22 protein-coding genes are annotated in these 21519 nt (G+C 63.1%); 15 read left to right on the top strand and 7 right to left on the bottom strand.

All coding sequences use genetic code 11. The features are described from left to right. Positions 1-253: 253 nt before the first annotated feature. Entirely contained in the window at positions 254-1846 is a 1593-nt protein-coding gene (locus tag P0D68_RS16760; RefSeq protein WP_408298566.1) for a YifB family Mg chelatase-like AAA ATPase, read from the bottom strand. Between the two features lie 123 nt (positions 1847-1969). Beyond that, the gene (locus P0D68_RS16755; RefSeq protein ID WP_012431591.1) at positions 1970-2224 is read right to left on the bottom strand and encodes an accessory factor UbiK family protein; all 255 of its coding nucleotides are present in this window, start codon (positions 2222-2224) and stop codon (positions 1970-1972) included. A 398-nt stretch (positions 2225-2622) separates the two neighbouring features. Here P0D68_RS16755 and P0D68_RS16750 point away from each other — a divergent pair, with 398 nt between their 5' ends. The 7 genes from P0D68_RS16750 (at position 2623) to ptsP (ending at position 10378) form a co-directional block, all read left to right on the top strand. Continuing rightward, positions 2623-2961 carry a P-II family nitrogen regulator gene (locus tag P0D68_RS16750; RefSeq protein WP_006048089.1) on the top strand — a complete coding sequence of 113 codons (339 nt, stop codon included), beginning with the start codon at positions 2623-2625 and terminating at the stop codon, positions 2959-2961. 44 nt (positions 2962-3005) lie between these two features. Continuing rightward, positions 3006-4514, top strand: a complete 1509-nt coding sequence (locus tag P0D68_RS16745) for an ammonium transporter (protein WP_408298568.1) — start codon at positions 3006-3008, stop codon at positions 4512-4514. A gap of 236 nt (positions 4515-4750) precedes the next feature. Continuing rightward, a complete protein-coding gene (gene gshA, locus P0D68_RS16740; protein ID WP_408161807.1) occupies positions 4751-6040 on the top strand; it encodes a glutamate--cysteine ligase in 1290 nt (429 codons plus the stop codon). Between the two features lie 102 nt (positions 6041-6142). After that, the gene (gene gshB / locus P0D68_RS16735) at positions 6143-7099 is read left to right on the top strand and encodes a glutathione synthase (protein ID WP_408298570.1); all 957 of its coding nucleotides are present in this window, start codon (positions 6143-6145) and stop codon (positions 7097-7099) included. Positions 7100-7439: 340 nt separating this feature from the next. Further along, on the top strand, positions 7440-7970 hold the full coding sequence (locus P0D68_RS16730) for a PTS sugar transporter subunit IIA (protein ID WP_091796871.1): 531 nt from the start codon (positions 7440-7442) through the stop codon (positions 7968-7970). 94 nt (positions 7971-8064) lie between these two features. Further along, the gene (locus P0D68_RS16725; RefSeq protein WP_007179472.1) at positions 8065-8334 is read left to right on the top strand and encodes an HPr family phosphocarrier protein; all 270 of its coding nucleotides are present in this window, start codon (positions 8065-8067) and stop codon (positions 8332-8334) included. Between the two features lie 295 nt (positions 8335-8629). Further along, positions 8630-10378, top strand: coding sequence for a phosphoenolpyruvate--protein phosphotransferase (gene ptsP, locus P0D68_RS16720; RefSeq protein WP_091796870.1), 1749 nt, complete (start codon positions 8630-8632; stop codon positions 10376-10378). A gap of 65 nt (positions 10379-10443) precedes the next feature. Here the strand turns inward: ptsP and P0D68_RS16715 are convergent, their stop codons facing one another. The 3 genes from P0D68_RS16715 to gpmA form a co-directional block, all read right to left on the bottom strand. Beyond that, positions 10444-11202, bottom strand: a complete 759-nt coding sequence (locus tag P0D68_RS16715; RefSeq protein WP_091796869.1) for a HesA/MoeB/ThiF family protein — start codon at positions 11200-11202, stop codon at positions 10444-10446. 162 nt (positions 11203-11364) lie between these two features. After that, positions 11365-12951: a S41 family peptidase gene (locus P0D68_RS16710; protein ID WP_408298573.1), complete on the bottom strand. Its 1587-nt coding sequence runs from the start codon at positions 12949-12951 to the stop codon at positions 11365-11367. Positions 12952-13293: 342 nt separating this feature from the next. Continuing rightward, positions 13294-14040 (bottom strand): 2,3-diphosphoglycerate-dependent phosphoglycerate mutase, encoded by a 747-nt coding sequence (gene gpmA, locus P0D68_RS16705; protein ID WP_091796867.1) that lies wholly within the window; start codon positions 14038-14040, stop codon positions 13294-13296. Between the two features lie 137 nt (positions 14041-14177). Between gpmA and P0D68_RS16700 the strand changes: the two genes are divergently transcribed. The 5 genes from P0D68_RS16700 (at position 14178) to P0D68_RS16680 (ending at position 16729) form a co-directional block, all read left to right on the top strand. Continuing rightward, positions 14178-14603 carry a rhodanese-like domain-containing protein gene (locus tag P0D68_RS16700; RefSeq protein WP_408298575.1) on the top strand — a complete coding sequence of 142 codons (426 nt, stop codon included), beginning with the start codon at positions 14178-14180 and terminating at the stop codon, positions 14601-14603. Next, complete coding sequence (gene grxC / locus P0D68_RS16695; protein ID WP_007179466.1) at positions 14600-14863, top strand: glutaredoxin 3; 264 nt, start codon at positions 14600-14602, stop codon at positions 14861-14863. Before P0D68_RS16700 ends, grxC begins: the two co-directional genes overlap by 4 nt. Positions 14864-15014: 151 nt before the next feature. Beyond that, positions 15015-15485 (top strand): protein-export chaperone SecB, encoded by a 471-nt coding sequence (secB, locus tag P0D68_RS16690; RefSeq protein WP_007179465.1) that lies wholly within the window; start codon positions 15015-15017, stop codon positions 15483-15485. Positions 15486-15507: 22 nt separating this feature from the next. Beyond that, on the top strand, positions 15508-16506 hold the full coding sequence (locus P0D68_RS16685) for an NAD(P)H-dependent glycerol-3-phosphate dehydrogenase (RefSeq protein ID WP_408298577.1): 999 nt from the start codon (positions 15508-15510) through the stop codon (positions 16504-16506). Positions 16507-16603: 97 nt separating this feature from the next. Further along, complete coding sequence (locus tag P0D68_RS16680; RefSeq protein WP_408298579.1) at positions 16604-16729, top strand: hypothetical protein; 126 nt, start codon at positions 16604-16606, stop codon at positions 16727-16729. On the opposite strand, the gene trmL is transcribed toward P0D68_RS16680, so the two are convergent. Continuing rightward, entirely contained in the window at positions 16702-17172 is a 471-nt protein-coding gene (gene trmL, locus P0D68_RS16675; protein WP_408298581.1) for a tRNA (uridine(34)/cytosine(34)/5-carboxymethylaminomethyluridine(34)-2'-O)-methyltransferase TrmL, read from the bottom strand. The two genes, P0D68_RS16680 and trmL, sit on opposite strands and share 28 nt — an antisense overlap. Before the next feature lie 18 nt (positions 17173-17190). Beyond that, positions 17191-17976 (bottom strand): phosphoribosyltransferase family protein, encoded by a 786-nt coding sequence (locus P0D68_RS16670; protein WP_408298583.1) that lies wholly within the window; start codon positions 17974-17976, stop codon positions 17191-17193. Positions 17977-18060: 84 nt separating this feature from the next. Between P0D68_RS16670 and P0D68_RS16665 the strand changes: the two genes are divergently transcribed. From P0D68_RS16665 to coxB, 3 genes are all read left to right on the top strand, one after another. After that, positions 18061-19026, top strand: a complete 966-nt coding sequence (locus tag P0D68_RS16665; protein ID WP_091796863.1) for a methyltransferase domain-containing protein — start codon at positions 18061-18063, stop codon at positions 19024-19026. A gap of 313 nt (positions 19027-19339) precedes the next feature. Beyond that, positions 19340-19813, top strand: coding sequence for a DUF2244 domain-containing protein (locus P0D68_RS16660; RefSeq protein WP_091796862.1), 474 nt, complete (start codon positions 19340-19342; stop codon positions 19811-19813). 66 nt (positions 19814-19879) lie between these two features. After that, complete coding sequence (coxB, locus tag P0D68_RS16655; RefSeq protein ID WP_408298585.1) at positions 19880-21481, top strand: cytochrome c oxidase subunit II; 1602 nt, start codon at positions 19880-19882, stop codon at positions 21479-21481. The last annotated feature ends 38 nt before the right edge of the window (positions 21482-21519 follow it).

Genomic DNA, 21519 nt, shown 5'->3' with positions numbered 1-21519 from the left:
TCACGGTTTACGTTGAAGTTTTTCTATTACTCACAGAGCCTGTGGATAACTCTGTTGAGAACTCGCCCGAATCGCTCGGAGATGCCCATTCTATGGGCACTCTGTCAGATTCGCCCGGTTCGACGCCGCTGAAAAAAGCCAGTCAAATCAATGCCTTTTGGATGCTGCTCGCGGTGGACCTTTCAGATGTATCAAAATCTGTCTGGAACGTGAGCATGTGCATAAGTCAAGTCTTGACAGCAAGTTTTTCGCCTCATAGAGAGCCAAAAGCCCGCCGATATTGGATCGCTTCGCCGATCTGCGCGGCGTTCGGCATGGCTGTGCCGGCAAGGTCGGCAATGGTGCGCGCCACCTTCAGAACCCGGTAGTACGCACGCGCGGACCATCCGAAGCGCTCTCCGGCTTCGCGTAGCAAACCTTCGCCCGCTGCGTCGGGGCGGCAGACCTCGTCTACTTCCCGTCCTCCCAATTCCCGATTGGTTTTGCCCTGGCGGCTCAACTGGCGCTCGCGTGCGCGGTTCACGCGCATGGCAATGGCCGCGCTTGTCTCCCCGGCGGCTGTCGAACGGGCGGACAGTTCCGACGGTGTGAGCGCCGGAATTTCGAGTTGGATGTCGATCCGGTCGAGCAGGGGCCCGGAGAGCTTGCGCAAGTAACGCGCGGCGATCTCGGGTGTGCACCGGCAGCGGCCTTGGGGATCGCCGCGCCAGCCGCACGGACACGGATTCATGGCGGCGATCAACTGGCAGGCAGCCGGAAAGTCCACCTGCAAGGCAGCGCGTGAAATCGTGATGCGGCCCGCTTCGAGCGGCTCACGCAGCGTTTCGAGCACGTCGCGGTGGAACTCGGGTAGCTCGTCCAGAAACAGCACGCCAAGGTGCGCCAGCGTGATTTCACCGGGCTGCGGCGGATTGCGCCCGCCCACCAGCGCTGCGGCGCTAGACGAGTGATGCGGAGCGCGAAACGGCCGTCGACGCCATTGCGACGGCGTAAAACCGGCCCGGCTGGCAGACAGCAAAGCGGCGGAGCTGAGCGCTTCGTCGTCGGTCATGGGGGGCAACAGGCTCGGCAGGCGGGCGGCGAGCATCGATTTGCCCGCACCGGGCGGCCCGACCAGCAGCACGTGATGCCCGCCGGCCGCAGCGACTTCGAGTGCCCGGCGCGCGCCGCGCTGACCGATCACGTCGCCCATATCCGGAACGACGGCGGTGGCGCACTCGGCGAGATCCGGCGCGGCGAGCGGATAAAGCCGCGCGTCGGGCGCACCGGCCAGGTGAGCGCACAGCGAAGGCAGATCGGCGGCGCCGTAGACGTCGACGCCGGGCACGAGCGCCGCTTCCGCCGCGCTCGCGGCGGGCAGATAGAGCTGTGGAGTGGAATGAGCAGGCGGCCCGGATGCAGCAAGCTCGCCAGACATACCAGACGAAGTTGCTCCGGCGTGAGCCACGCCGCCGCGCGCGGTTCCGCAGGCCATGGCGAAGGCGCCGCGCATTGGCCGGAGCGCGCCCGTCAACGAGAGTTCGCCCGCGAATTCGCGATGCAGCAAGGACTCCGCGGGAATCTGGCCGCTCGCCGCGAGAATGCCCAAAGCGATCGGCAGATCGAAGCGGCCGGATTCCTTCGGTAAATCGGCCGGCGCGAGATTGACGGTAATGCGCCGCACAGGAAAGTCGAAGTTGCAGTTCTGCAGCGCCGCGCGCACGCGCTCGCGGCTTTCGCGCACTTCCAGATCAGGCAGGCCGACAATCGAAAAAGAGGGTAATCCGTTCGCGAGGTGGACCTCGACGGTTACTTCGGGCGCGCGGCCAGCGGCCGGCGCGCGACTGCGCACCACGGCAAGCGACATGTTTTCTCCCGTCGGACGGCGCGCCAGCGGCGCGCGCAAGTCCCCTAAAACGCTGATGACGTCACGGCTCGCTTGCCTGTGATGTGCAGCACTGCGCGGCGGATGAGCCGCGAGCAGACCTATTTAGGGTGTTTGCGTGACCGGCAGCTTCTGTTCGAGCTCGGCGACGCGCCGCTCCAGTTCTTCGAGGCGCGCGCGGGTGCGCACCAGCACCTGGGTCTGCGTATCGAATTCTTCGCGGGTGACCAGGTCGAGCTTCGAAAAGCCCTGCGACAGCATGGCCTTCACGTTGCGTTCGACATCTTTGGCCGGCGAGTTCTTGAACAGCTCGCTCATGCGGGCCTGAAAGTCGTTAAAAACATCATTCGGTTGTTTCATGGTGTTCCCTTTGTTGCACAAAAAGTGTGCATGTTTCGTTGCGTCTGTGCTTTGTCGCGTTAAATGGGCGCTGTTGGTGCATGACCCGTTGCGCGCCGCGGCCGTATGGGCCCCTTTGGTGCGCGCCCATGCGTTCAGAACCTTCGAACACTCTAGCAACGATCCATAAGCCGCGCCAGCTTGCCCCGCCAGCGCTGGCCTTCCGGCCAGGGCCCTTTGCGCCCCTTTTGCGAGGCCTGCGGTGCGGAGTCTGACACAACATGGCATGCGAGTTGCTGTTACTGCCCCGCGCGCTCTGCCGGCACCTGTTTGCCGGCAGCGAAACGAGACCACGCGAACGGGTTACGGGTACGCAAAACGGGTTACGCAACGGGTTACGCAACTAAGCGAGGGATTTCATGAAACTCATTACCGCAATCATCAAGCCGTTCAAGCTCGATGAGGCGCGCGAAGCCTTGTCGGCCATCGGCGTCTCGGGCATCACGGTGACCGAAGTCAAAGGTTTTGGTCGCCAGAAAGGCCACACGGAGCTGTATCGCGGCGCTGAATACGTCGTCGATTTCCTGCCGAAGGTGAAGATCGAGGCTGCGGTCTCGGACGACATCGTCGACCAGGCGATCGAGGCGCTCGAGCGCGCGGCACGCACCGGCAAGATCGGCGACGGCAAGATCTTCGTCACGCCGATCGAGCAAGTGATTCGGATTCGCACCGGGGAGACCGGCGCGGACGCTCTGTAATACCAAAAGATAGCGACACAGATAGCGACAAGAGGAAACGAAAGATGCGCAAATTAATGATGTCCTTGCTGATGGCCGGTTCGCTGCTCGCGGGCGGTATCGGCGCCGCCCTCGCGGACGACGCTTCCGCCCCCGCAGCCGCTTCGGCCGCTGCTCCCGATACGACGGCGAGTGCGCCGGCGCCGGACGCTTCGGCCGCACCCGCTGCCGCCGCGGCTTCGGCACCGGCCGCGGACGCGTCCGCCGCACCGGCTGCCAGCGCGGCCGCCGCCGCACCTGCAGCATCGGACGCTGCGCCGGCTGCCCCGACCGCGCCGTTCTCGGTCGATTCGTCGAAGATCAACTCCGGCGATACCGCCTGGATGCTGACCTCCACCGCGCTCGTGCTGTTCATGACGATCCCGGGTCTGGCACTGTTCTACGGCGGCATGGTCCGCAAGAAGAGCGTGCTCGCGATCCTGATGCAAAGCTTCGCGATCACCTGCCTCGTGTCGATCATCTGGGTCGTGGTGGGCTATACGCTCGCCTTCACGCCGGGCAATTCGTTCATCGGCGGTTTCTCGCGCTTCTTCATGGCGGGCATGAACTACATCAAGGGCGACAAGGCCACGACGCTGACCGTCAGCCACCTCGCGCCGACGATCCCGGAAACGGTCTATGTCGTCTATCAGATGACGTTCGCGATCATCACCCCGGCACTGATCACGGGCGCGTTTGCCGACCGTATGAAGTTCTCGGCGATGCTCGTTTTCATGACGCTGTGGTCGATCATCGTCTACTCGCCGATCGCGCACATGGTCTGGGAACCGACCGGCTGGCTGGCTAGCGCGGGCGTCCTCGACTTCGCGGGCGGCACGGTGGTGCACATCAACGCCGGTATCGCGGCGCTGGTCTGCGCGCTGGTGCTCGGCAAGCGCGTCGGCTACGGCAAGGAAGCCATGGCGCCGCACAACCTGACGCTCACGCTGATCGGTGGCGCCATGCTGTGGGTGGGCTGGTTCGGCTTCAACGCGGGTTCGGCAGTGGCGGCAGACGGCCGTGCCGGTTTCGCGATGTTCGCAACGCAAGTGGCAACCGCAGCAGCAGCACTCGCATGGATGTTCGCCGAATGGGCAACCAAGGGTAAGCCGTCGGTACTCGGTATCGTGTCGGGTGCCGTGGCCGGTCTGGTGGCGATTACGCCGGCTTCGGGCTTCGTCGGTACGGCGGGTTCGCTGGTGATCGGTATCGCGGCAGGCGTGATCTGCTTCTGGTCGGCAACGTGGCTCAAGCACAAGCTCGGTTACGACGACTCGCTCGACGCGTTCGGCGTGCACTGCATCGGCGGTATCGTGGGTGCGATCCTGACCGGCGTGTTCGCGGTCAAGGACATCGGCGGCGCGGACGGCAGCGTGATCCTGCAGGCCAAGGGCGTGCTGACGACGCTGATCTACAGCGGCGTGGTGAGCTTCATCCTGCTGAAGATCATCGACATGGTGATGGGCATCCGCGTGACGGAAGAACAGGAACGCGAAGGTCTGGACGTGAGCCTGCACGGCGAACACGTCGAGTAAGCAACGTATCGCGAGCCCGCGCTCCCGGGCTCGCCGGTTCAGAAATAAGCACAGCGACTTTGGCCCGCCTTCATGGCGGGCTTTTTTCTTGCGCGCTATCTTGTAAACGGTAGTTTTCCCTGCCTATCATGGCGATAGCGAGAATGCATTCGCGTCCGCTTGCGAATGGAGAAACCGTCCCCAAATGGACAAAGCATTTGCTCTACAATCTTTTTTCTCCAGTCTGCGAGTGATCAATGGTTCCGCACCTAGTTACGGCGTTAAACGGCCCGCTGCTCGATCTTGAGCGGAAGATCCTCGACGCCACACCCGCCATCGAACGCTGGTTCCGGCTCGAATGGCAGGAGCACACGCCGCCGTTCTACTGTTCCGTCGACCTGCGCAACGCGGGCTTCAAGCTCGCGCCGGTCGACACCAATCTGTTTCCTGGCGCATTCAACAATCTGCCGCAGGAAGTGCTGCCGCTCGCCGTGCAGGCCGCCATGGCCTCGATCGAAAAGATCTGCCCGGACGCCAAGAATTTGCTGGTGATTCCCGAGCGCCACACGCGCAACGCGTTTTATCTCGAGAATGTCGCCCGTCTCGCTGCGATCATGCGCCAGGCCGGCTTGAACGTGCGTTTCGGCACGCTCGACGAAACCATCAACGGGCCGGTCACGATCGCGCTTTCCGACGGGCAGAAGCTCGTGCTCGAACCGCTCGAGCGCTCGCAGCGTCGTCTTGGTCTGAAGAATTTCGACCCGTGCTCGATTCTGCTGAATAACGATCTGTCGGGCGGCATTCCGCCTGTGCTCGAAAATCTGCACGAACAATATTTACTGCCGCCGCTGCATGCCGGCTGGGCCGTTCGCCGCAAATCGACGCATTTTTCCTGTTATGACGACGTCGCGAAGAAGTTCGCGAAGATGGTCGAGATCGATCCGTGGATGATCAATCCGTATTTCGCGCATGTGGAAGGTGTCGATTTCCAGGAACGCACCGGTGAGGAAGCGCTAGCGGATGCGATCGACGGCGTGCTGAAGAAGATTGCCAAGAAGTATCGCGAGTACGGCATCTCCGAGAAACCGTACGTCGTCATCAAGTCGGATGCGGGCACTTATGGCATGGGTGTGATGACCGTGCACGACGCGTCGGAAGTTGCCGCGCTCACCAAGCGCGAACGCGCCAAGATGGCGGCGACCAAAGACGGCCTGGAAGTGCACGACGTGATCGTGCAGGAAGGCGTGTACACCTTCGAGCGCATTGGCGAGGAAGTGGCGGAGCCGGTCGTGTACATGATCGACCGATATGTCGTGGGCGGCTTCTACCGCGTGCACGGCAGCCGCGAGCGCGATCAGAATCTGAACGCACCCGGCATGCACTTCGTGCCGCTCGGCTTCGAGCACACGGCGCTGCCCGACGCGCACGCCAAACCCGGCGCGGCGCCGCCGAACCGCTTCTATATGTACGGTGTGGTGGCGCGGCTGGGGCTGCTGGCCGCCTCGGTCGAACTGGAAAAGACCGATCCGGAAGCGATTCAGGTCTAAGCAACCTTGGGTGGTCGATGGCGGCATGCGTGCCGCCATCGCCATTTTCAACGACTATATTTACGATCAACGCCAAGCCCATCAGGGCGCACCGGGACCTTCATGGACATTCTTTTCATCGCCGACCCGCTCTCGCAATTCAAGATCTACAAAGACTCGACCTACGCGATGATGGCCGAGGCGGCGCGCCGCGGTCATGTGGTCTACACGTGCGAGCCTAAGCATCTGGCGTGGACGGGCGGCGACGTCGAGGCGAACGTGCAGCGCGTGGCGATTGTCGGCGACGGCGCCGATCTCCATCGCGACGTCTGGTACGACGCGGAAGCGGCCACCCCGCGCGCGCTCAAGACATTCAGCGCGGTGGTGATGCGCAAAGACCCGCCGTTCGACATGGAATATGTCACGTCGACCTGGCTGCTGGAAATGGCCGAACGCGCCGGCGCGCGCATTTTCAACAAGCCGCAATCGATTCGCGACCACTCGGAAAAACTCGCCATCGGCGAATTCGCGCAGTTCGTCGCGCCTACGCTGGTCACGCGCGACGCGACCCGCTTACGTGCCTTCCACGAGGAACACGGCGACGTGATCCTGAAGCCGCTCGACGGCATGGGCGGCATGGGCGTGTTCCGCGTGAAAGCCGACGGCATGAACCTCGGCTCGATCATCGAAATGCTGAGCCACGACGGCGCGCGTTCGGTGATGGCGCAGAAATTCATTCCTGAAATCAAGGAGGGCGACAAGCGTATTTTGCTGATCGGTGGCGAAGCCGTGCCTTATTCGCTGGCCCGTATTCCTCAGGGTAATGAAGTGCGCGGCAACCTCGCGGCCGGCGGCCTTGGGGTAGCGCGTCCGCTGACCGGGCACGACCGCAAGATCGCCGATACGCTGGCGCCGGTGCTCGCCGCGCGCGGTCTGCTGCTGGTCGGGCTGGACGCGATCGGCGACTGGCTGACCGAAGTGAATGTGACCAGCCCGACATGTTTCCGCGAGATCATGGATCAGACCGGTTTCGACGTCGCCGCCATGTTCATCGACGCATTGGAGCGGGCGGCAGGTTGATGATCTGGGCCGATTTGCGCTCTTGAATGGCCGCCATGATCCCCAAACTGTGTATTAAATCCGCATCAGGCAGCACGCCGGCTTTGGCGCGAAAATGAGCCTGATACAATGCCCGCTCTCGCGCGCCAAGCCGTTTCGATGGCACCTCGACGGTGTCATGGAGATGGATCGCGGGCAATGAGCGGGCAGGTTTTCGCTAGCGTCGGCTCTGTGCCGCGCGGCGGGGCGCTCGTCGATTCACGCGTTCCGGCCCTCATGGCCCACGGCCGGTCGAGGGCGCTGACGAACCGGGCTTCGTCCCGGTCCACGGTTGGGGCCGTTCTTTTGCAGTAAGGCTGACATGGCAGGCATTCTGATCATTGCGCACGCTCCGTTCGCCACCGCGTTGCGCGATTGCATTTCGCACATCTATGGTGGCTTGCCGGCGCGCATCGGCGTGATCGACGTATCGCCGGATTGCGATCCCGCGCAGCAGGTTGCGTTCGCGCACGCCGAGATCGAACGTCTGAAGGAAGAAAACGGCGCGCTCGTCCTTACGGATATGTTTGGCGCCACGCCGGCGAATATCGCCGGCCGGCTCGCTTCAATACCGGATGTGCGCGTGCTGTGCGGCGTCAACCTGCCGATGCTGGTGCGCGCGGTCTGTTATCGCGCCACACCGCTCGACACGTTGGTCGACAAGGCGCTCGCCGGCGCCACCAAGGGCGTGCACGCCATCGGACCGGCCACGCCGGCACCCGTCGCGCCCACCGCGGAGTCCGGCGACTGTTTGCCCGCACTGCCGCCCGATGCGGCATCCGGCGGCGCGTGTTTGCCGGCCTTGCCGGTCGACGCCGATCTGACGCAAAAAGCCGACTCAGCCGGCTTGTAAGCGGATCGCCCGGTTGCCGGGTTTTCGCCCGCAATGCCACTGGTTTGCAGATTCACCTTTCATAACCACACTTACCCGCGCTTCGGACCATCACATGCTGCAACAGGAAACGACTATCGTGAACAAGCTGGGGCTGCACGCGCGCGCGTCGGCCAAGTTGACGCAACTCGCAGGCAACTACCAGGCGGAAATCTGGATGAGCCGTAACGGCCGCCGTATCAATGCCAAGAGCATCATGGGCGTGATGATGCTGGCTGCGGGCATCGGCAGCACGGTGCTGATCGAAACAGAAGGCGCTGACGAAAAAGAAGCGATGGACGCATTGCTGAAACTGATTGCCGATAAATTCGGCGAGGGTCAGTGAGCGCCTCCACGTTGCGATATGCGCAAACGCCGCGGCTGTCCGCGGCGTTTTTTTTAGCGCGTGACAATGGTCGGGCGAAAGCGCGTGAGGGCGCGCACATCGACATTCGCATACGGTTCACGTTGCCGGAACGCGAGTCAGATGAAGGCTCGTTGGCAGCTCGCTTACGGTAATTCGTGCTGCGCTGCACACAGGCCCGACATACCGGCGAAGGGCGCGGAATTTATAATGGCGCAGAGTGTCTGAGAGCATTGCAGCGGTTTGCCGCGGCATCACACAACTAGAGGAGGTGCGCGTGTCCTTCACGCTGCATGGAATTCCCGTGTCACGCGGTATCGCCATCGGGCGGGCTTATCTGATCGCCCCGGCTGCACTCGACGTAGACCACTATCTGATCGAGCCCGCCCAGATCGAAGGCGAGGTCGAGCGCTTTCGCGCGGCCCAGCAACACGTGCATCACGAGCTCGACGCGTTGCGCGCCGATCTCGCCGTCGACGCACCCAGCGAGATGGGCGCGTTTATCAACGTTCATTCAATGATCCTGAACGATGCGATGCTCGTGCAGGAAACCATCGACCTGATCCGCACGCGCCGCTACAACGTGGAATGGGCACTGACCGAACAACTCGAGCGCCTGTCGCGCCATTTCGACGATATCGAAGACGAGTACCTGCGCGAGCGCAAAGCCGACATCGAACAGGTGGTGGAGCGCGTGCTGAAGGCGCTCGCGGGCGCGTCGGTGGCGCTCGTGGACGGCGTGCACGGCGCCTGCGACGAGATGATCGTGGTCGCGCACGACATCGCGCCGGCCGACATGATGCAGTTCAAAACGCAAACGTTTCAGGGTTTCGTCACGGATCTGGGCGGCCGCACGTCGCATACGGCGATCGTCGCGCGCAGTCTCGGTATTCCGGCCGCGGTCGGCGTGCAGCACGCGAGCGCGTTGATTCGCCAGGACGACCTGATCATTGTCGACGGTGATCACGGCATTGTGATCGTCGATCCCGCGCCGATCGTGCTGGAGGAGTATTCGTACCGGCAAAGCGAAAAAGCGCTCGAGCAGCGCAAGCTGCAACGGCTTAAGTTTTCGCCCACTCAAACGCTGTGCGGCACGCGTATCGAGTTGTGCGCGAATATCGAGTTGCCGGAAGACGCGAGCGCCGCGCTCGACGCGGGAGCCATGGGCGTGGGTCTGTTCCGCTCCGAATTCCTGTTCATGAATCACAAGGACCGTTTGCCCGAAGAGGAAGAGCAATTCGCCGCGTACCGTCGCGCGGTCGAATTGATGAACGGCCTGCCGGTCACGATTCGCACGATCGACGTGGGCGCCGACAAGCCGCTCGATTCGATGGGCGGGGGCGATGGTTATGAAACCGCCGCGAACCCGGCCTTGGGTCTGAGAGCGATTCGCTGGAGCCTCTCCGAGCCGCAGATGTTTCTCACGCAGTTGCGCGCGATACTGCGCGCGTCTGCGTTCGGTACGGTGAAAATTCTGATTCCGATGCTCGCGCATGCGCAGGAGATCGATCAGACGCTCGACCTGATTCGCGAAGCCAAACGTCAGCTCGACGACGCCGGCATGGCCTACGATCCGAACGTGCAGGTCGGCGCGATGATCGAGATTCCGGCCGCCGCCATCGCCTTGCCGCTGTTTCTCAAGCGGCTCGATTTCCTGTCGATCGGCACGAACGATCTGATCCAGTACACGCTGGCGATCGATCGCGCGGACAACTCCGTCGCGCATCTGTACGACCCGCTGCATCCGGCGGTGCTGCACCTGATCGCGTTCACGCTGCGCGAGGCGAAGCGCGCGGGCGTGCCCGTCTCGGTGTGCGGTGAGATGGCCGGCGACCCGGCGTTGACGCGTCTCTTGCTCGGCATGGGTCTCACCGAGTTTTCGATGCATCCGAGCCAACTGCTGGTGGTCAAGCAGGAAGTGCTGCGCGCGCATTTGAAGACGCTCGAGAAGCCGGTGGCCGATGTGCTGGCTTCGTTCGAACCCGAAGAAGTGCAGGCTGCGTTAAAGCGCGTGTCGCTGGCCTGAGTTCACGTCTTTGAATGAGAAACGCCGCCTCACGGGCGGCGTTTTTTTAGCCTTACGGCAGCAGATCAAGCCGGGTGCGTCTGCCCACATACCGGGCAATCCGGCTGCCGCGCAATACGCATCGTGTTCCACTCCATGCGCAGCGAATCGAGCATCATCAGGCGGCCGAGCAACGGCGTGCCGATTCCGCCGATCACCTTGAGCGCCTCGGCGGCCTGCATCGAACCGACGATACCGACTGTCGGCGCGAACACACCCATGGTCGAACACGCGACTTCCTCGAACGGCTGGTCTTCGGGAAACACACACGCATAGCAGGGCGACGCTTCGTCGCGGAAGTCGAAGGTGCTGATCTGGCCGTCGAAGCGCAACGCCGCGCCCGACACGAGCGGCACGCCGTGCTTCACGCACGCGCGGTTGATCGCATGGCGCGTCGCGAAGTTATCCGTGCAGTCGAGCACGACCGTGGCATGCGGCACTTGTGCGTCGAGCCACGCGTCGTCCACGCGCTCGGCCACCGCATTCACCACCACCTCGGGATTGATCCGCGCGATTGCCTCGCGCCCGGACTCGACCTTCTTGCGCCCGATAGATGCGGTCACATGCAGGATCTGGCGCTGCAGATTGGTCAGGTCGACCGTATCGGCATCAACCAGCGTCAAACGGCCGACACCCGCGGCAGCGAGATACATCGCGGCCGGCGAACCCAGGCCACCCGCGCCGACGATGATCGCGTGAGCGTCGATAAAGCGCTGCTGAGCCTCGATGCCGATTTCGTCGACGAGGATGTGGCGGGAATAGCGAAGCAGTTGATCGTCGTTCATGGCGGGGCGCGTGAGTGTGTCGCGCGTTGAGATGCAGGACCGAAGGGTCTGCCGTGCGCGGTTTCTTTATTTTAATCGCGCGGGGAGCGGGTGTTCTGGCTGATGCCCGGTATGGCAGCGTGTCTTCGCAGCAGCTTGCGCTGCGAAGACACGCTTTGATGCTTACTTGCTTTGCGTAGCAGGCGTCGAGGCCGGCGCAGGGCCCGACGCGCCCGGCACCGGTTGCGTCGGCTTGACCGCGACCGGCGCGGACGCCGACGCGGCCGGCTTGTTCTGCGCGAGACGACGCTCGGTCAGCGACTTCGATTCCTGCACCGGCTTGCCTTCCAGCTTGTTCAGCGCCTGTTGCAGCATGAAGTCGTCAGTCGAACCGAATTCCACCGGCTTGCGCTCACGATCCTTCTGACGCTGTTCCGGCGTCTTCTTGTCGTTCTGCTCTTCAAGCAGGCGCAACTGGTCCATGCGTTCCTGCTCGCGCTGTTCCGCTTCCTTCTTCTCGTTCGGATCCTGCGTGTTCGCAAGGTGATTCGAGTAGTCGACTTCGCGGGTCACGAGTGCGTCGTCCGGATCGCCTTCCGCGTATTGATCGACCGCGATATCAGGACGGATGCCCTTGTTCTGGATCGAACGGCCGCTCGGCGTGTAGTAGTACGCCGTGGTCAGACGCAGTGCCGTGTCCGCCGTCATGGGTCGCACGGTCTGCACCGAACCCTTGCCGAAGGTGGTCTTGCCGACGATCAACGCACGATGCTGATCCTGCAGCGCGCCCGCGACGATTTCCGACGCCGACGCGGAGTACGCGTTGGTCAGCACGATCATCGGCACGGTCTTGAAGATCGGCGCTTCGTCCTTCAGCGGATCGCTGTCGAAGGACTGCAGGCGGTAGTTGTCGTAGGTGTCGCGATAGACCTGCTTCGAATCCGGAATCTGGCCATTGGTGGACACCACAACCGAATTCGGCGGCAGGAACGCGCCAGCCACGCCGACCGCGCTTTGCAGCAGGCCGCCGCCGTTGTTGCGCAGGTCGAGCACGAGACCCTTCAGATTCGGCTGCTGACGCGCGATATCTTGCAGCTTCGCGGCGAGGTCAGGCGTGGTGCGTTCCTGGAAGCTCGTGATCCGCACATAGGCGTAGCCTGGCGCGAGGATCTTCATCTTGACCGACTGGACCTTGATGACCGCGCGCGTGACGGTGAGCGGGAAGGTGCGGTCGTCGGTCTTGCGGAAGATCGTGAGCGTGACCTTGGTGCCCGGCTCGCCGCGCATCTGCTTGACCGCCTGGTCGAGCGTCATGCCGCGCACGGGCTTGTCATTGATACGCGTGATCAGGTCGCCCGGACGGATGCCGGCGCGGAACGCGGGCGTGTCTTCGATCGGCGAGATCACTTTGATCAGGCCGTCTTCCGACGAAATTTCGATACCGAGTCCGGCGAAGCGACCCTTGGTCTGCTCCTGCAGTTCCTCGTAATCGGTCTTGTCGAGATATGACGAGTGCGGGTCGAGGCTCGACACCATGCCTTTGATGGCGGCGGTGAGAAGCTTTTTATCGTCGACGGGTTCGACGTACTCGTGCTTGATTTGCCCGAACACTTCGGCAAAGAGCCTGAGCTGGTCCAGCGGCAGCGGGGCGACAGCGTTGGACGCTGCGCTGGCCGGTTGCTGCGCCGAAGCGGAAAGTTGCAGGGTGGCAAATACACCGGTAGCAAGGCCCGCGGCAATCAGGCCGATATTTTTCAGGTTCTTTCGCATAGAGTCTGTTGCGGTCGGAAGCGCGTGGCAGCGTCGATAGAGATGGGGACGGACAAGTATAACTGCACACCCGCCGAGTCAGGGCGTAGCGCAGGCAATCGTGATTCGACAGCGCGAGCCGGGCCTGGTTCGTGAGATGCGGCCCGCGACGCTGAAGTAATGTGCGGTAAGGGATTGATGGCGCGAGAATGGCGCGCTTGACAGACTTGACAGGCGCGAGCCGCGCCGACCGGTATGTCTTGCCGGTCGGCGCGGCCATTAGCCGCCATGTGTCACCAATCTGCGCCAGTAGCCGCCGTTGCGCTGTATTGATGGCGGCAGCATGGCGGCGCGATGGCGGAATCAGCCGGCTTTGCCTTGCTTGGCGACTGCGGCTTGCGCCTTGGCGATCGCGTCCTGATCGCCCAGATAGTAGTGCTTGAGCGGCTTGAGATTTTCGTCGAGCTCATAGACGAGCGGCACGCCGTTCGGAATATTCAGACCGACGATGTCGTTGTCCGAAATATTGTCGAGGTATTTCACCAGCGCGCGGATCGAATTGCCGTGGGCGGCGATCACGACCTTGCGGCCCGACTTGATCGCCGGCGCAATCGACTCGTTCCACAGGGGCAGAACGCGCGCCACCGTGTCTTTCAGGCATTCGGTGAGCGGCAGTTGCTCGCGCGGCACCTTGGCATAGCGCGGATCGCTGTAGGGCGCGCGTTCGTCCGTCGGCTCGAGTGCGGGCGGCGGCGTGTCGTAGCTGCGGCGCCAGACCAGCACCTGCTCGTCGCCGAATTTGGCGGCCGTTTCCGCCTTGTTCAGACCCGACAACGCGCCGTAGTGGCGTTCGTTCAGACGCCACGAATGCACCACCGGCAGGTACATGAGATCCATTTTGTCCTGCACGTGCCACAGGGTGCGGATCGCGCGCTTGAGCACCGACGTGTAGGCGATGTCGAACGTGTAGCCCGATTCCTTCAGCAGCACGCCGGCTTGCTGCGCTTCACTGTTGCCCTGCTCGGTGAGGTCGACGTCGACCCAGCCCGTGAAGCGGTTTTCCTTGTTCCACGTCGATTCGCCGTGGCGGATGAGAACGAGTTTGTACATGAGATTGCCGGTCGGTAGTGAGGAAGCGGTAAAGCGTTGCGGGGGTCCTCTGGAGGAGCGCCGCCATCGCGTCAGACGGTTATTTTATAATGGCTGAATTGCCCTTTTCGATTTCTCTCTTTTTCGGCGGATTTTCCGTGAAGTTTTTCACTGATTACACAAACCTTGTACTGATCGCGATCGTCCTCATCTCCGGTGGGTTGCTGCTGTGGCCGACGATCAGCCGGCGCGGCCGCGGTGGCCTGTCGGCCGCTGAAGCCACGCAACTGATCAACCGGCGCAATGCGGCGGTCATCGACCTTCGTTCGTCCGCCGACTACGCCAAAGGGCATTTGCCCGCGGCCCGGCACCTTGAATTTGCGGAGTTGCAGGCGAAAGTCGCACAACTCGTGAAGAATAAGAGCAACCCGGTGCTGCTGGTTTGCCAGACCGGCCAGCAGTCGAACAAGGCAGCGCGTATCGTGCAGGATGCAGGGTATGCGGAAGTCCATGTTCTCGAAGGCGGTGTCGACGCCTGGCAGAAAGCCGGCATGCCGGTTGTGAAACAAGGAGCAGCCAAGTGAACAAAGTGATCATGTACAGCACCCAGGTGTGCCCGTATTGCCAGATGGCCGAACGTCTTTTAAAGTCGCGCGGCGTCGAGCACGTTGAAAAGGTACTGATCGACAAAGACCCGGCCCGTCGTGAGGAAATGATGACCCGGACCGGTCGCCGCACGGTGCCGCAAGTGTTCATCGGCGAGACGCATGTGGGCGGGTACGATGACCTCTCCGCGCTCGATCGCGCGGGCGGGTTGATGCCGCTGCTCGAAGCAACCGCCTGAACTCGCGCGCCCGCGGGTGCGCGATAAGGGCGGCTGAACACCAAGCCGGCGCGGTCTCGCCTCATCAGGGCGGGCGGCGCGCCGCAACGATCTGGCGGCCCATGCAACCATGGGCCGCCGCCATGCATACCTATCAGGGAATCACTTCATCATGTCCGACGAGAATAACCAGCCGTTCTTCAACATCCAGCGTATCTACCTGAAGGACATGTCGCTCGAGCAGCCGAATTCGCCGGGCATCTTCCTCGAGCAGGAAATGCCGTCGGTCGAAGTCGAAGTCGACGTGAAGGCCGAGCGCCTCGCGGACACCGTGTTCGAAATCCTCGTTACGGGCACGGTCACGGCCAAGGTGTCGGACAAGGTTGCGTTCCTGATCGAAGCCAAACAAGCCGGCATTTTCGACATCCGCAACATCCCGGCTGAGCAGATCGACCCGCTGGTCGGCATTGCTTGCCCGACCATTCTGTTCCCGTACCTGCGCTCGAACATCGCCGACGCGATCACCCGCGCCGGGTTCCCGCCGATCCATCTCGCCGAAATCAACTTCCAGGCACTGTACGAGCAACGCCTCGCGCAGATGGGCGGCCAGGACGGCGCGGCGCAAAACGGTGTCACGCACTAACGTGTCGCCAGCAGTGCCGGCTATGAAGGTTGCTGTCCTTGGCGCCGGCGCATGGGGCACCGCCCTTGCCGGCCATCTGGCCGTACGGCACGACACGGTATTGTGGGCGCGTGAGCCCGCGCTCATCGCCGATCTCCGCGCTTCGCACGAAAACGCCCGCTATCTGGCGGGCGTTGCTTTGCCGCCCGCGCTGCGCTACGAGGCGGATCTCAACGCAGCGCTCGAGCATGCGCTCGCCGGCGACGCGTTATGCGTCGTGGCAACGCCCGTGGCCGGACTGCGTAGTCTCTTTCGGGCCATGCGCGATGCGGGCAAAGTGCCGGCGCATGTGGTGTGGCTGTGCAAAGGCTTTGAGGCCGATTCGCAATTGATGCCGCATCAGGTGGTCGCGGCCGAGTTGCCGCAACATGGCAGCAACGGTGTGCTGTCCGGTCCGAGCTTCGCGCGCGAAGTCGCGCAGGGCCTGCCGGTCGCGTTGACCATCGCGAGTGCTTCGGCGGCGTGCCGCGAGCGCACGGTCGCTGCGTTCCATCACGGCGCCATGCGCATCTATACCGGCGACGACGTCGTCGGCGTGGAAGTGGGCGGCGCGGTGAAAAACGTGCTCGCCATTGCAACGGGCATTGCCGATGGCCTCGGGCTCGGTCTGAACGCGCGCGCGGCATTGATCACGCGTGGCCTCGCTGAAATGTCGCGCCTCGGCGTGACGCTCGGCGGGCGCGCGGAAACGTTCACCGGCTTGACCGGTCTGGGCGATCTGATCCTGACCGCAACCGGCGATCTGTCGCGCAATCGTACGGTCGGCCTGCAACTCGCCGCGGGCCGCACGCTCGACGATATTCTCGGCGGCCTCGGTCATGTGGCCGAAGGGGTGCGTTGTGCGCAAGCGGTCCTCGCGATCGCCCGTGCTCATGCAATCGACATGCCGATCACGCAGGCGGTCTGTGCCGTGCTGTTCGACGGCGTGGCGCCTCGCGACGCCGTCAGCGCCCTGCTGCGGCGCGACTCAAAAGCTGAATAAGCCTTGTCTTTCAGCCGTTTAGCGCGCCAAAGCGCTGAACGGCTGCCCGCTGTCGCTGTCCACGTTTTTATCGACGCTTCGCACCAGCGAGGTTCCCATGCTCCGTCTCAATCGTTGCACGCTGGACGAGCGGATGGTGTTCGCCTGTTTCGACGACACCATGTTCGCGCGCTGCGAGGCGGAATTGCAGCGCCGTCAGGCCCCGCCTTCGAAGCCCGTCTGACGCCAGGCCTCGAACACCACGACCGCGACGGTATTCGACAGGTTCAGGCTGCGGTTGCCGGGCCGCATGGGCAGGCGCACGCGCTGCTCGTTGGCGAACTGGTCGAGCACGGAGTCGGGCAGGCCGCGCGTTTCGGCGCCGAACACGAACCAGTCGCCCGACTGAAACGCGTGCTCGTGGAAGCGGCCCGAACCGCGCGTGGTGAAGGCGAACATGCGCGCCGGATCTGGCGATTCCCTGGCGATAAACGCTGCCCAGTCGGCATGCACGTTCATTTGCGCGTACTCGTGATAGTCGAGACCGGCGCGGCGCAGCTTGGCATCGTCGAGCGGGAAGCCGAGCGGTTCGATTAGATGGAGGCGCGCGCCGGTGTTGGCGCACAGACGGATCACGTTGCCGGTGTTCGGCGGGATTTCCGGTTCTACGAGAACGACATTGAACATGGTGAGCTCAGGTTGAGACTAGTTTTTCGGCGTGCGCAGCGCGACGAAGTTGGTGATGCGCCTTGCTCCGGCGGCCTTGAGCGTGCGAGCCAGCGCTTCGAGTGTCGCGCCGGTGGTCATCACGTCGTCGACAATGCCGACGTGCAGACCTTGCACGGATCCGGCGACCTTGAAGGCGCGGCCTACGTTCAGACGGCGGGCGGAGAGATCGAGCCGCGACTGCGGTGCGGTGTGAATCATTCGATGCAGCAGGGTTGCGTCGCTGCGTACATTGAGCGTGCGAGCCAGTGGCCTCGCGATCTGCCAGGCCTGGTTGTAGCCGCGCTCAATGAGACGTTTTTTGGCAAGCGGCACGGGTGCGATCACATCGGGCCATTCAGCCAGCTCTTGCCAGGAATCCCGAGCGAGGCGCGCGAGGCGTTGCCCGAACTCGCGCGCCAGCATCAGCCGGGCGCGGAATTTCAGGCCGACGGCCAGCGTGTCGAGCGGTGCCCGGTAGTCCGCAAGGGCGAACGTGGCGTCGAACGGTGGCGGCTCGCCAATGCAATCCGCACACCGGTATTGCGCGTGGATCGGCGATCGCGTGGTGGATAACGGTACCGCGCAGACAGTGCATCGCAACCGGCCTTCATTCCAGTAGGCCTCGTCGCAACCGGCACAAAGCGTCGCGTGCGACAAATTGCCGCACAACGCGCACAGGTTCGGCAACGCAGCCTGCGCCACCCGCGGCCATGCGGAATTGACAGCACGCGCGAAACGCGCGAACCGGGCGCCGGAAGATGACGAAATGGGTCGGAGTGGCATGGCTGGACCGCCCGCGAAGGCCTTTCACACTGAATGGAGGGGAGCGAGCGAGTATACTTCGGGCTCTACGCCAGTACGACACTCATGTCCTCAACTTCCGCTCAATCAGGCCGTCCGGCCTATGATTCCCAGCGCCTCCAGCGGATCTTCGACCGCCGCGCGGCGACCTTTGGCGACGTCGCGTTCCTGCCGCGCGAAATCGCGCAGCGCATGCGCGAGCGTCTCGACTACATCAAGGTCACGCCGGCGAGCGTGCTCGACGCCGGTTGCGGGATGGGCGAAGACATCCCCGCTTTGCGCGAGCGCTTTCCCGAGGCGCCGGTGTTCGGCTCCGACCTGTCGCACGGCATGCTCACGCGCGCGCTGCAGCACGATTCGGGTGACACGAGCTGGCGGCGCTTTCTGCCGGCCACGCTCGGCAAAGCGCTCGGCGCCCGCGGGCCGCGCTTTGCGCAAGCCGACTTTTCGGCGCTGCCGTTCGCGGCCGGCGCCTTCGAATTCATCTGGTCCAATCTTGCGCTGCATTGGCACTCGCGGCCCGATCTCGTGTTTCCCGAGTGGCAGCGTGTGCTGAAGGTCAACGGCCTCTTGATGTTCAGCACGCTTGGCCCCGACTCGCTCAAGGAGTTGCGCGGCGCCTACGCCGAAGTCGAAGCCGCGCACGGCGTTGCCTCGCGCAAGCATGTGATCGATTTCGTCGACATGCACGACCTGGGCGACATGCTGGTGGAAAGCGGTTTCGAGATTCCGGTGATGGACCAGGAAGTGCTGACCATTACCTATAAGTCGCCCGAGTCGCTGCTCGCCGACGTGCGCCGCTGGGGCGCCTATCCGTTCGAGCGCGAGGCCTCGTCGGGCGCCGTCGCGCGCAGGCTGCACAAGGCTTTGCTGGCAGCGCTCGAAGCCCGTCGGCGCGCCGACGGCACGATCGCGCTGACCTTCGAGGTGATCTACGGGCACGCATGGAAAGCCGTGCCGCGCACGACTGCCGAAGGTCATGGGATCGTGCGGATCGAGGACATCGGGCGAGGTTCGGCGAGGAATCGTTGAGGAATCAGTGAGGCGGTAAAGAGGACATCTGTTATGTCTGAAATTACCGCTTCAAAAGACGCGCAAAAGCTGCGTCAAAACGGCGCGGAGGCTTGTCACGCCTGGGTTGTGGGCCAATTGACGCTTGCTTGTGGATGCTATGGATCGCGCCTATAATGCGTCAGTTTGTCGCCCGGAGTTCCCACATTTGGGGCGGCAGCCCCGAGGCATAGGGCAGCAAGATAAGATGACGCGGCGGTGATCGGGTGACCGGATTAGCGGTCGCAAGAAATGGCCGCAGGCGGCGATTGGAGACAATCGGCGGGAGGCAGCGATGGAAGCATCAGATCTGCTGGCGGATTCAGAACCGGTTCTCAAAGACTGGACGATGAAACGCAACTGTTCGATATCGCCGCGGCAGTTCGTCTGTTTCTACGTGTCGCTTGCGTTGTTCTCGTTGGCAATTGCATTCATGCTGGTTCTGGTCGGCGCCTGGCTGGTGTTGCCGTTCACCGGTGTCGAATTGCTGGCGGTGGGCATCGCGTTTGCCATATATGCGCGTCATGCTGTGGACTACGAGCGCATCCGGCTGTTTCAGAACCGGCTCGTGGTCGAGCAGGTCAGCGCCGAGCAGCTCACGCAGTTCGAGTTCAATCCGCGCTGGGTGCGGATCGAGGCAGGCGCAACGCCACGTGACCGGATCAAACTGGTCTCACGCGGCCAGACGATCATGATCGGGCAACATCTCGCGCAGTATCGGCGCGCGCAGTTCGCGGGCGAATTGCGTATGTGGCTCACACGTTGTTAGACGTGTTGAGAAGCGCGGCGTTCACGGGGAGCGCGAGGTTACCTGCCAGCGGGGTCGAGGGTTTGAATGGAAATTTTGGGTAAGGAAGCTATGAAAACAATCAAGCGAGCCCTCATGGGCGTGCTGGCGATGAGCGGACTGCTTTTCGCCGGTGCCGCCCTGGCAGTGGGCGATGTTCCGGGCGGCCCTGCCGTCAACGAGATCAATCTCCAGCCGCCTGCGACGAAAATCGCTGAGGAGCTCTTCAGCCTCCACATGTTCATGCTGGTGCTTTGCACGGTGATTTTCGTCGGCGTGTTCGCCGTGATGTTCTATTCGATCTTCGCCCACCGCAAATCGAAAGGCCACAAGGCATCGAATTTCCACGAAAGCACCACCGTCGAAATCATCTGGACGATCGTGCCGTTCATCATCGTCGTGTTGATGGCGCTGCCCGCCACCAAGACCGTCGTGGCAATGAAAGACACCACCAACGCCGACGTCACCATCAAGGTCACCGGCTATCAGTGGAAGTGGGGCTACGACTACGTGAAGGGCCCGGGCGAGGGCATCAACTTCCTGTCCACGCTGACCACGCCGCGTGCGGAAACCGATGGCCGCCAGCCGATTTCCACCACGTACCTGCAGGAAGTGGACAATCCGCTGGTCGTGCCGGTCGACAAGAAAATCCGCATCATCACCACCGCGAACGACGTGGTCCACTCCTGGTACGTGCCGGCCTTCGGCGTGAAGCAGGACGCGATTCCGGGTTTCGTGCGCGATACGTGGTTCAAGGCTGACAAGGTCGGCACGTTCCGGGGCTTCTGTACCGAGTTGTGCGGCAAGGAGCACGCGTTCATGCCGGTGGTGGTCGAAGTGCTGTCCGCCGACGACTACGCGAAGTGGGTCGACACCCAGAAGAAGAAAATGGCCGCAGGCCAGGACGATCCGAACAAGACCTACACGATGGCCGAGCTGATGGAGCGCGGCGGCAAGGTGTACGCGGCGAACTGCGCGGTCTGCCACCAGCCGACCGGCAAGGGCGTGGGCGCATTCCCGGCGCTCGACGGCAGCAAGATCGCCAACGGCGCGATTGCCGAGCACGTCAGTCTGGTGCTGAAGGGCAAGAACGCGATGCCTTCGTGGGCGCCTACGTTGAACGACGTCGAAATCGCATCGGTCGTCACGTACGAACGTAATTCGTGGGGCAACCACACGGGCGACATTCTCCAGCCGAAGCAGGTTGCGGACGCGCGCAACGGCAAGCTGCCGGAAGGTGGCAACCATCTGGCCGACGCAGACGCGGCTGCGAGCGGCGCTGAGGCGGCTTCGGGCGCCTCGGGTGCGGCAGCGGACAGCGCGGCATCGCCGGCAACACTTCCGGCCAGCATCTACTTCGACACCGGCAAGAGCACGCTGCCGGCCGACGCGAAAGCGGCGGTCGACGCAGCTGCGGCCTATGCGAAAGCACATCCGGACGCGAAATTCACGCTGTCGGGCTTCACCGACGCCACCGGCTCCGCCGACCTCAACGCGAAACTCGCGAAGAGCCGTGCCGAAGCCGTGCGCGACGCGTTGAAAGCAGCCGGCATTGCCGAAGACCGTATTATTTTGAAGAAGCCGGAAACGATCACGGGCGGCAGCGACGCGAAAGAAGCCCGGCGTGTTCAGATCAGCCCGGCTGCCTGACGTGTTCATGGTCAGCACCGCAGTATTCGCTTTAGGAG

Origin of the sequence: Paraburkholderia sp. RL17-380-BIE-A, from assembly GCF_046028085.1 — a bacterium.
Taxonomy (GTDB): domain Bacteria; phylum Pseudomonadota; class Gammaproteobacteria; order Burkholderiales; family Burkholderiaceae; genus Paraburkholderia.
The sequence above is the reverse complement of the archived record's forward strand: the minus strand, read 5'-3'. Positions and strand labels throughout refer to the sequence as shown.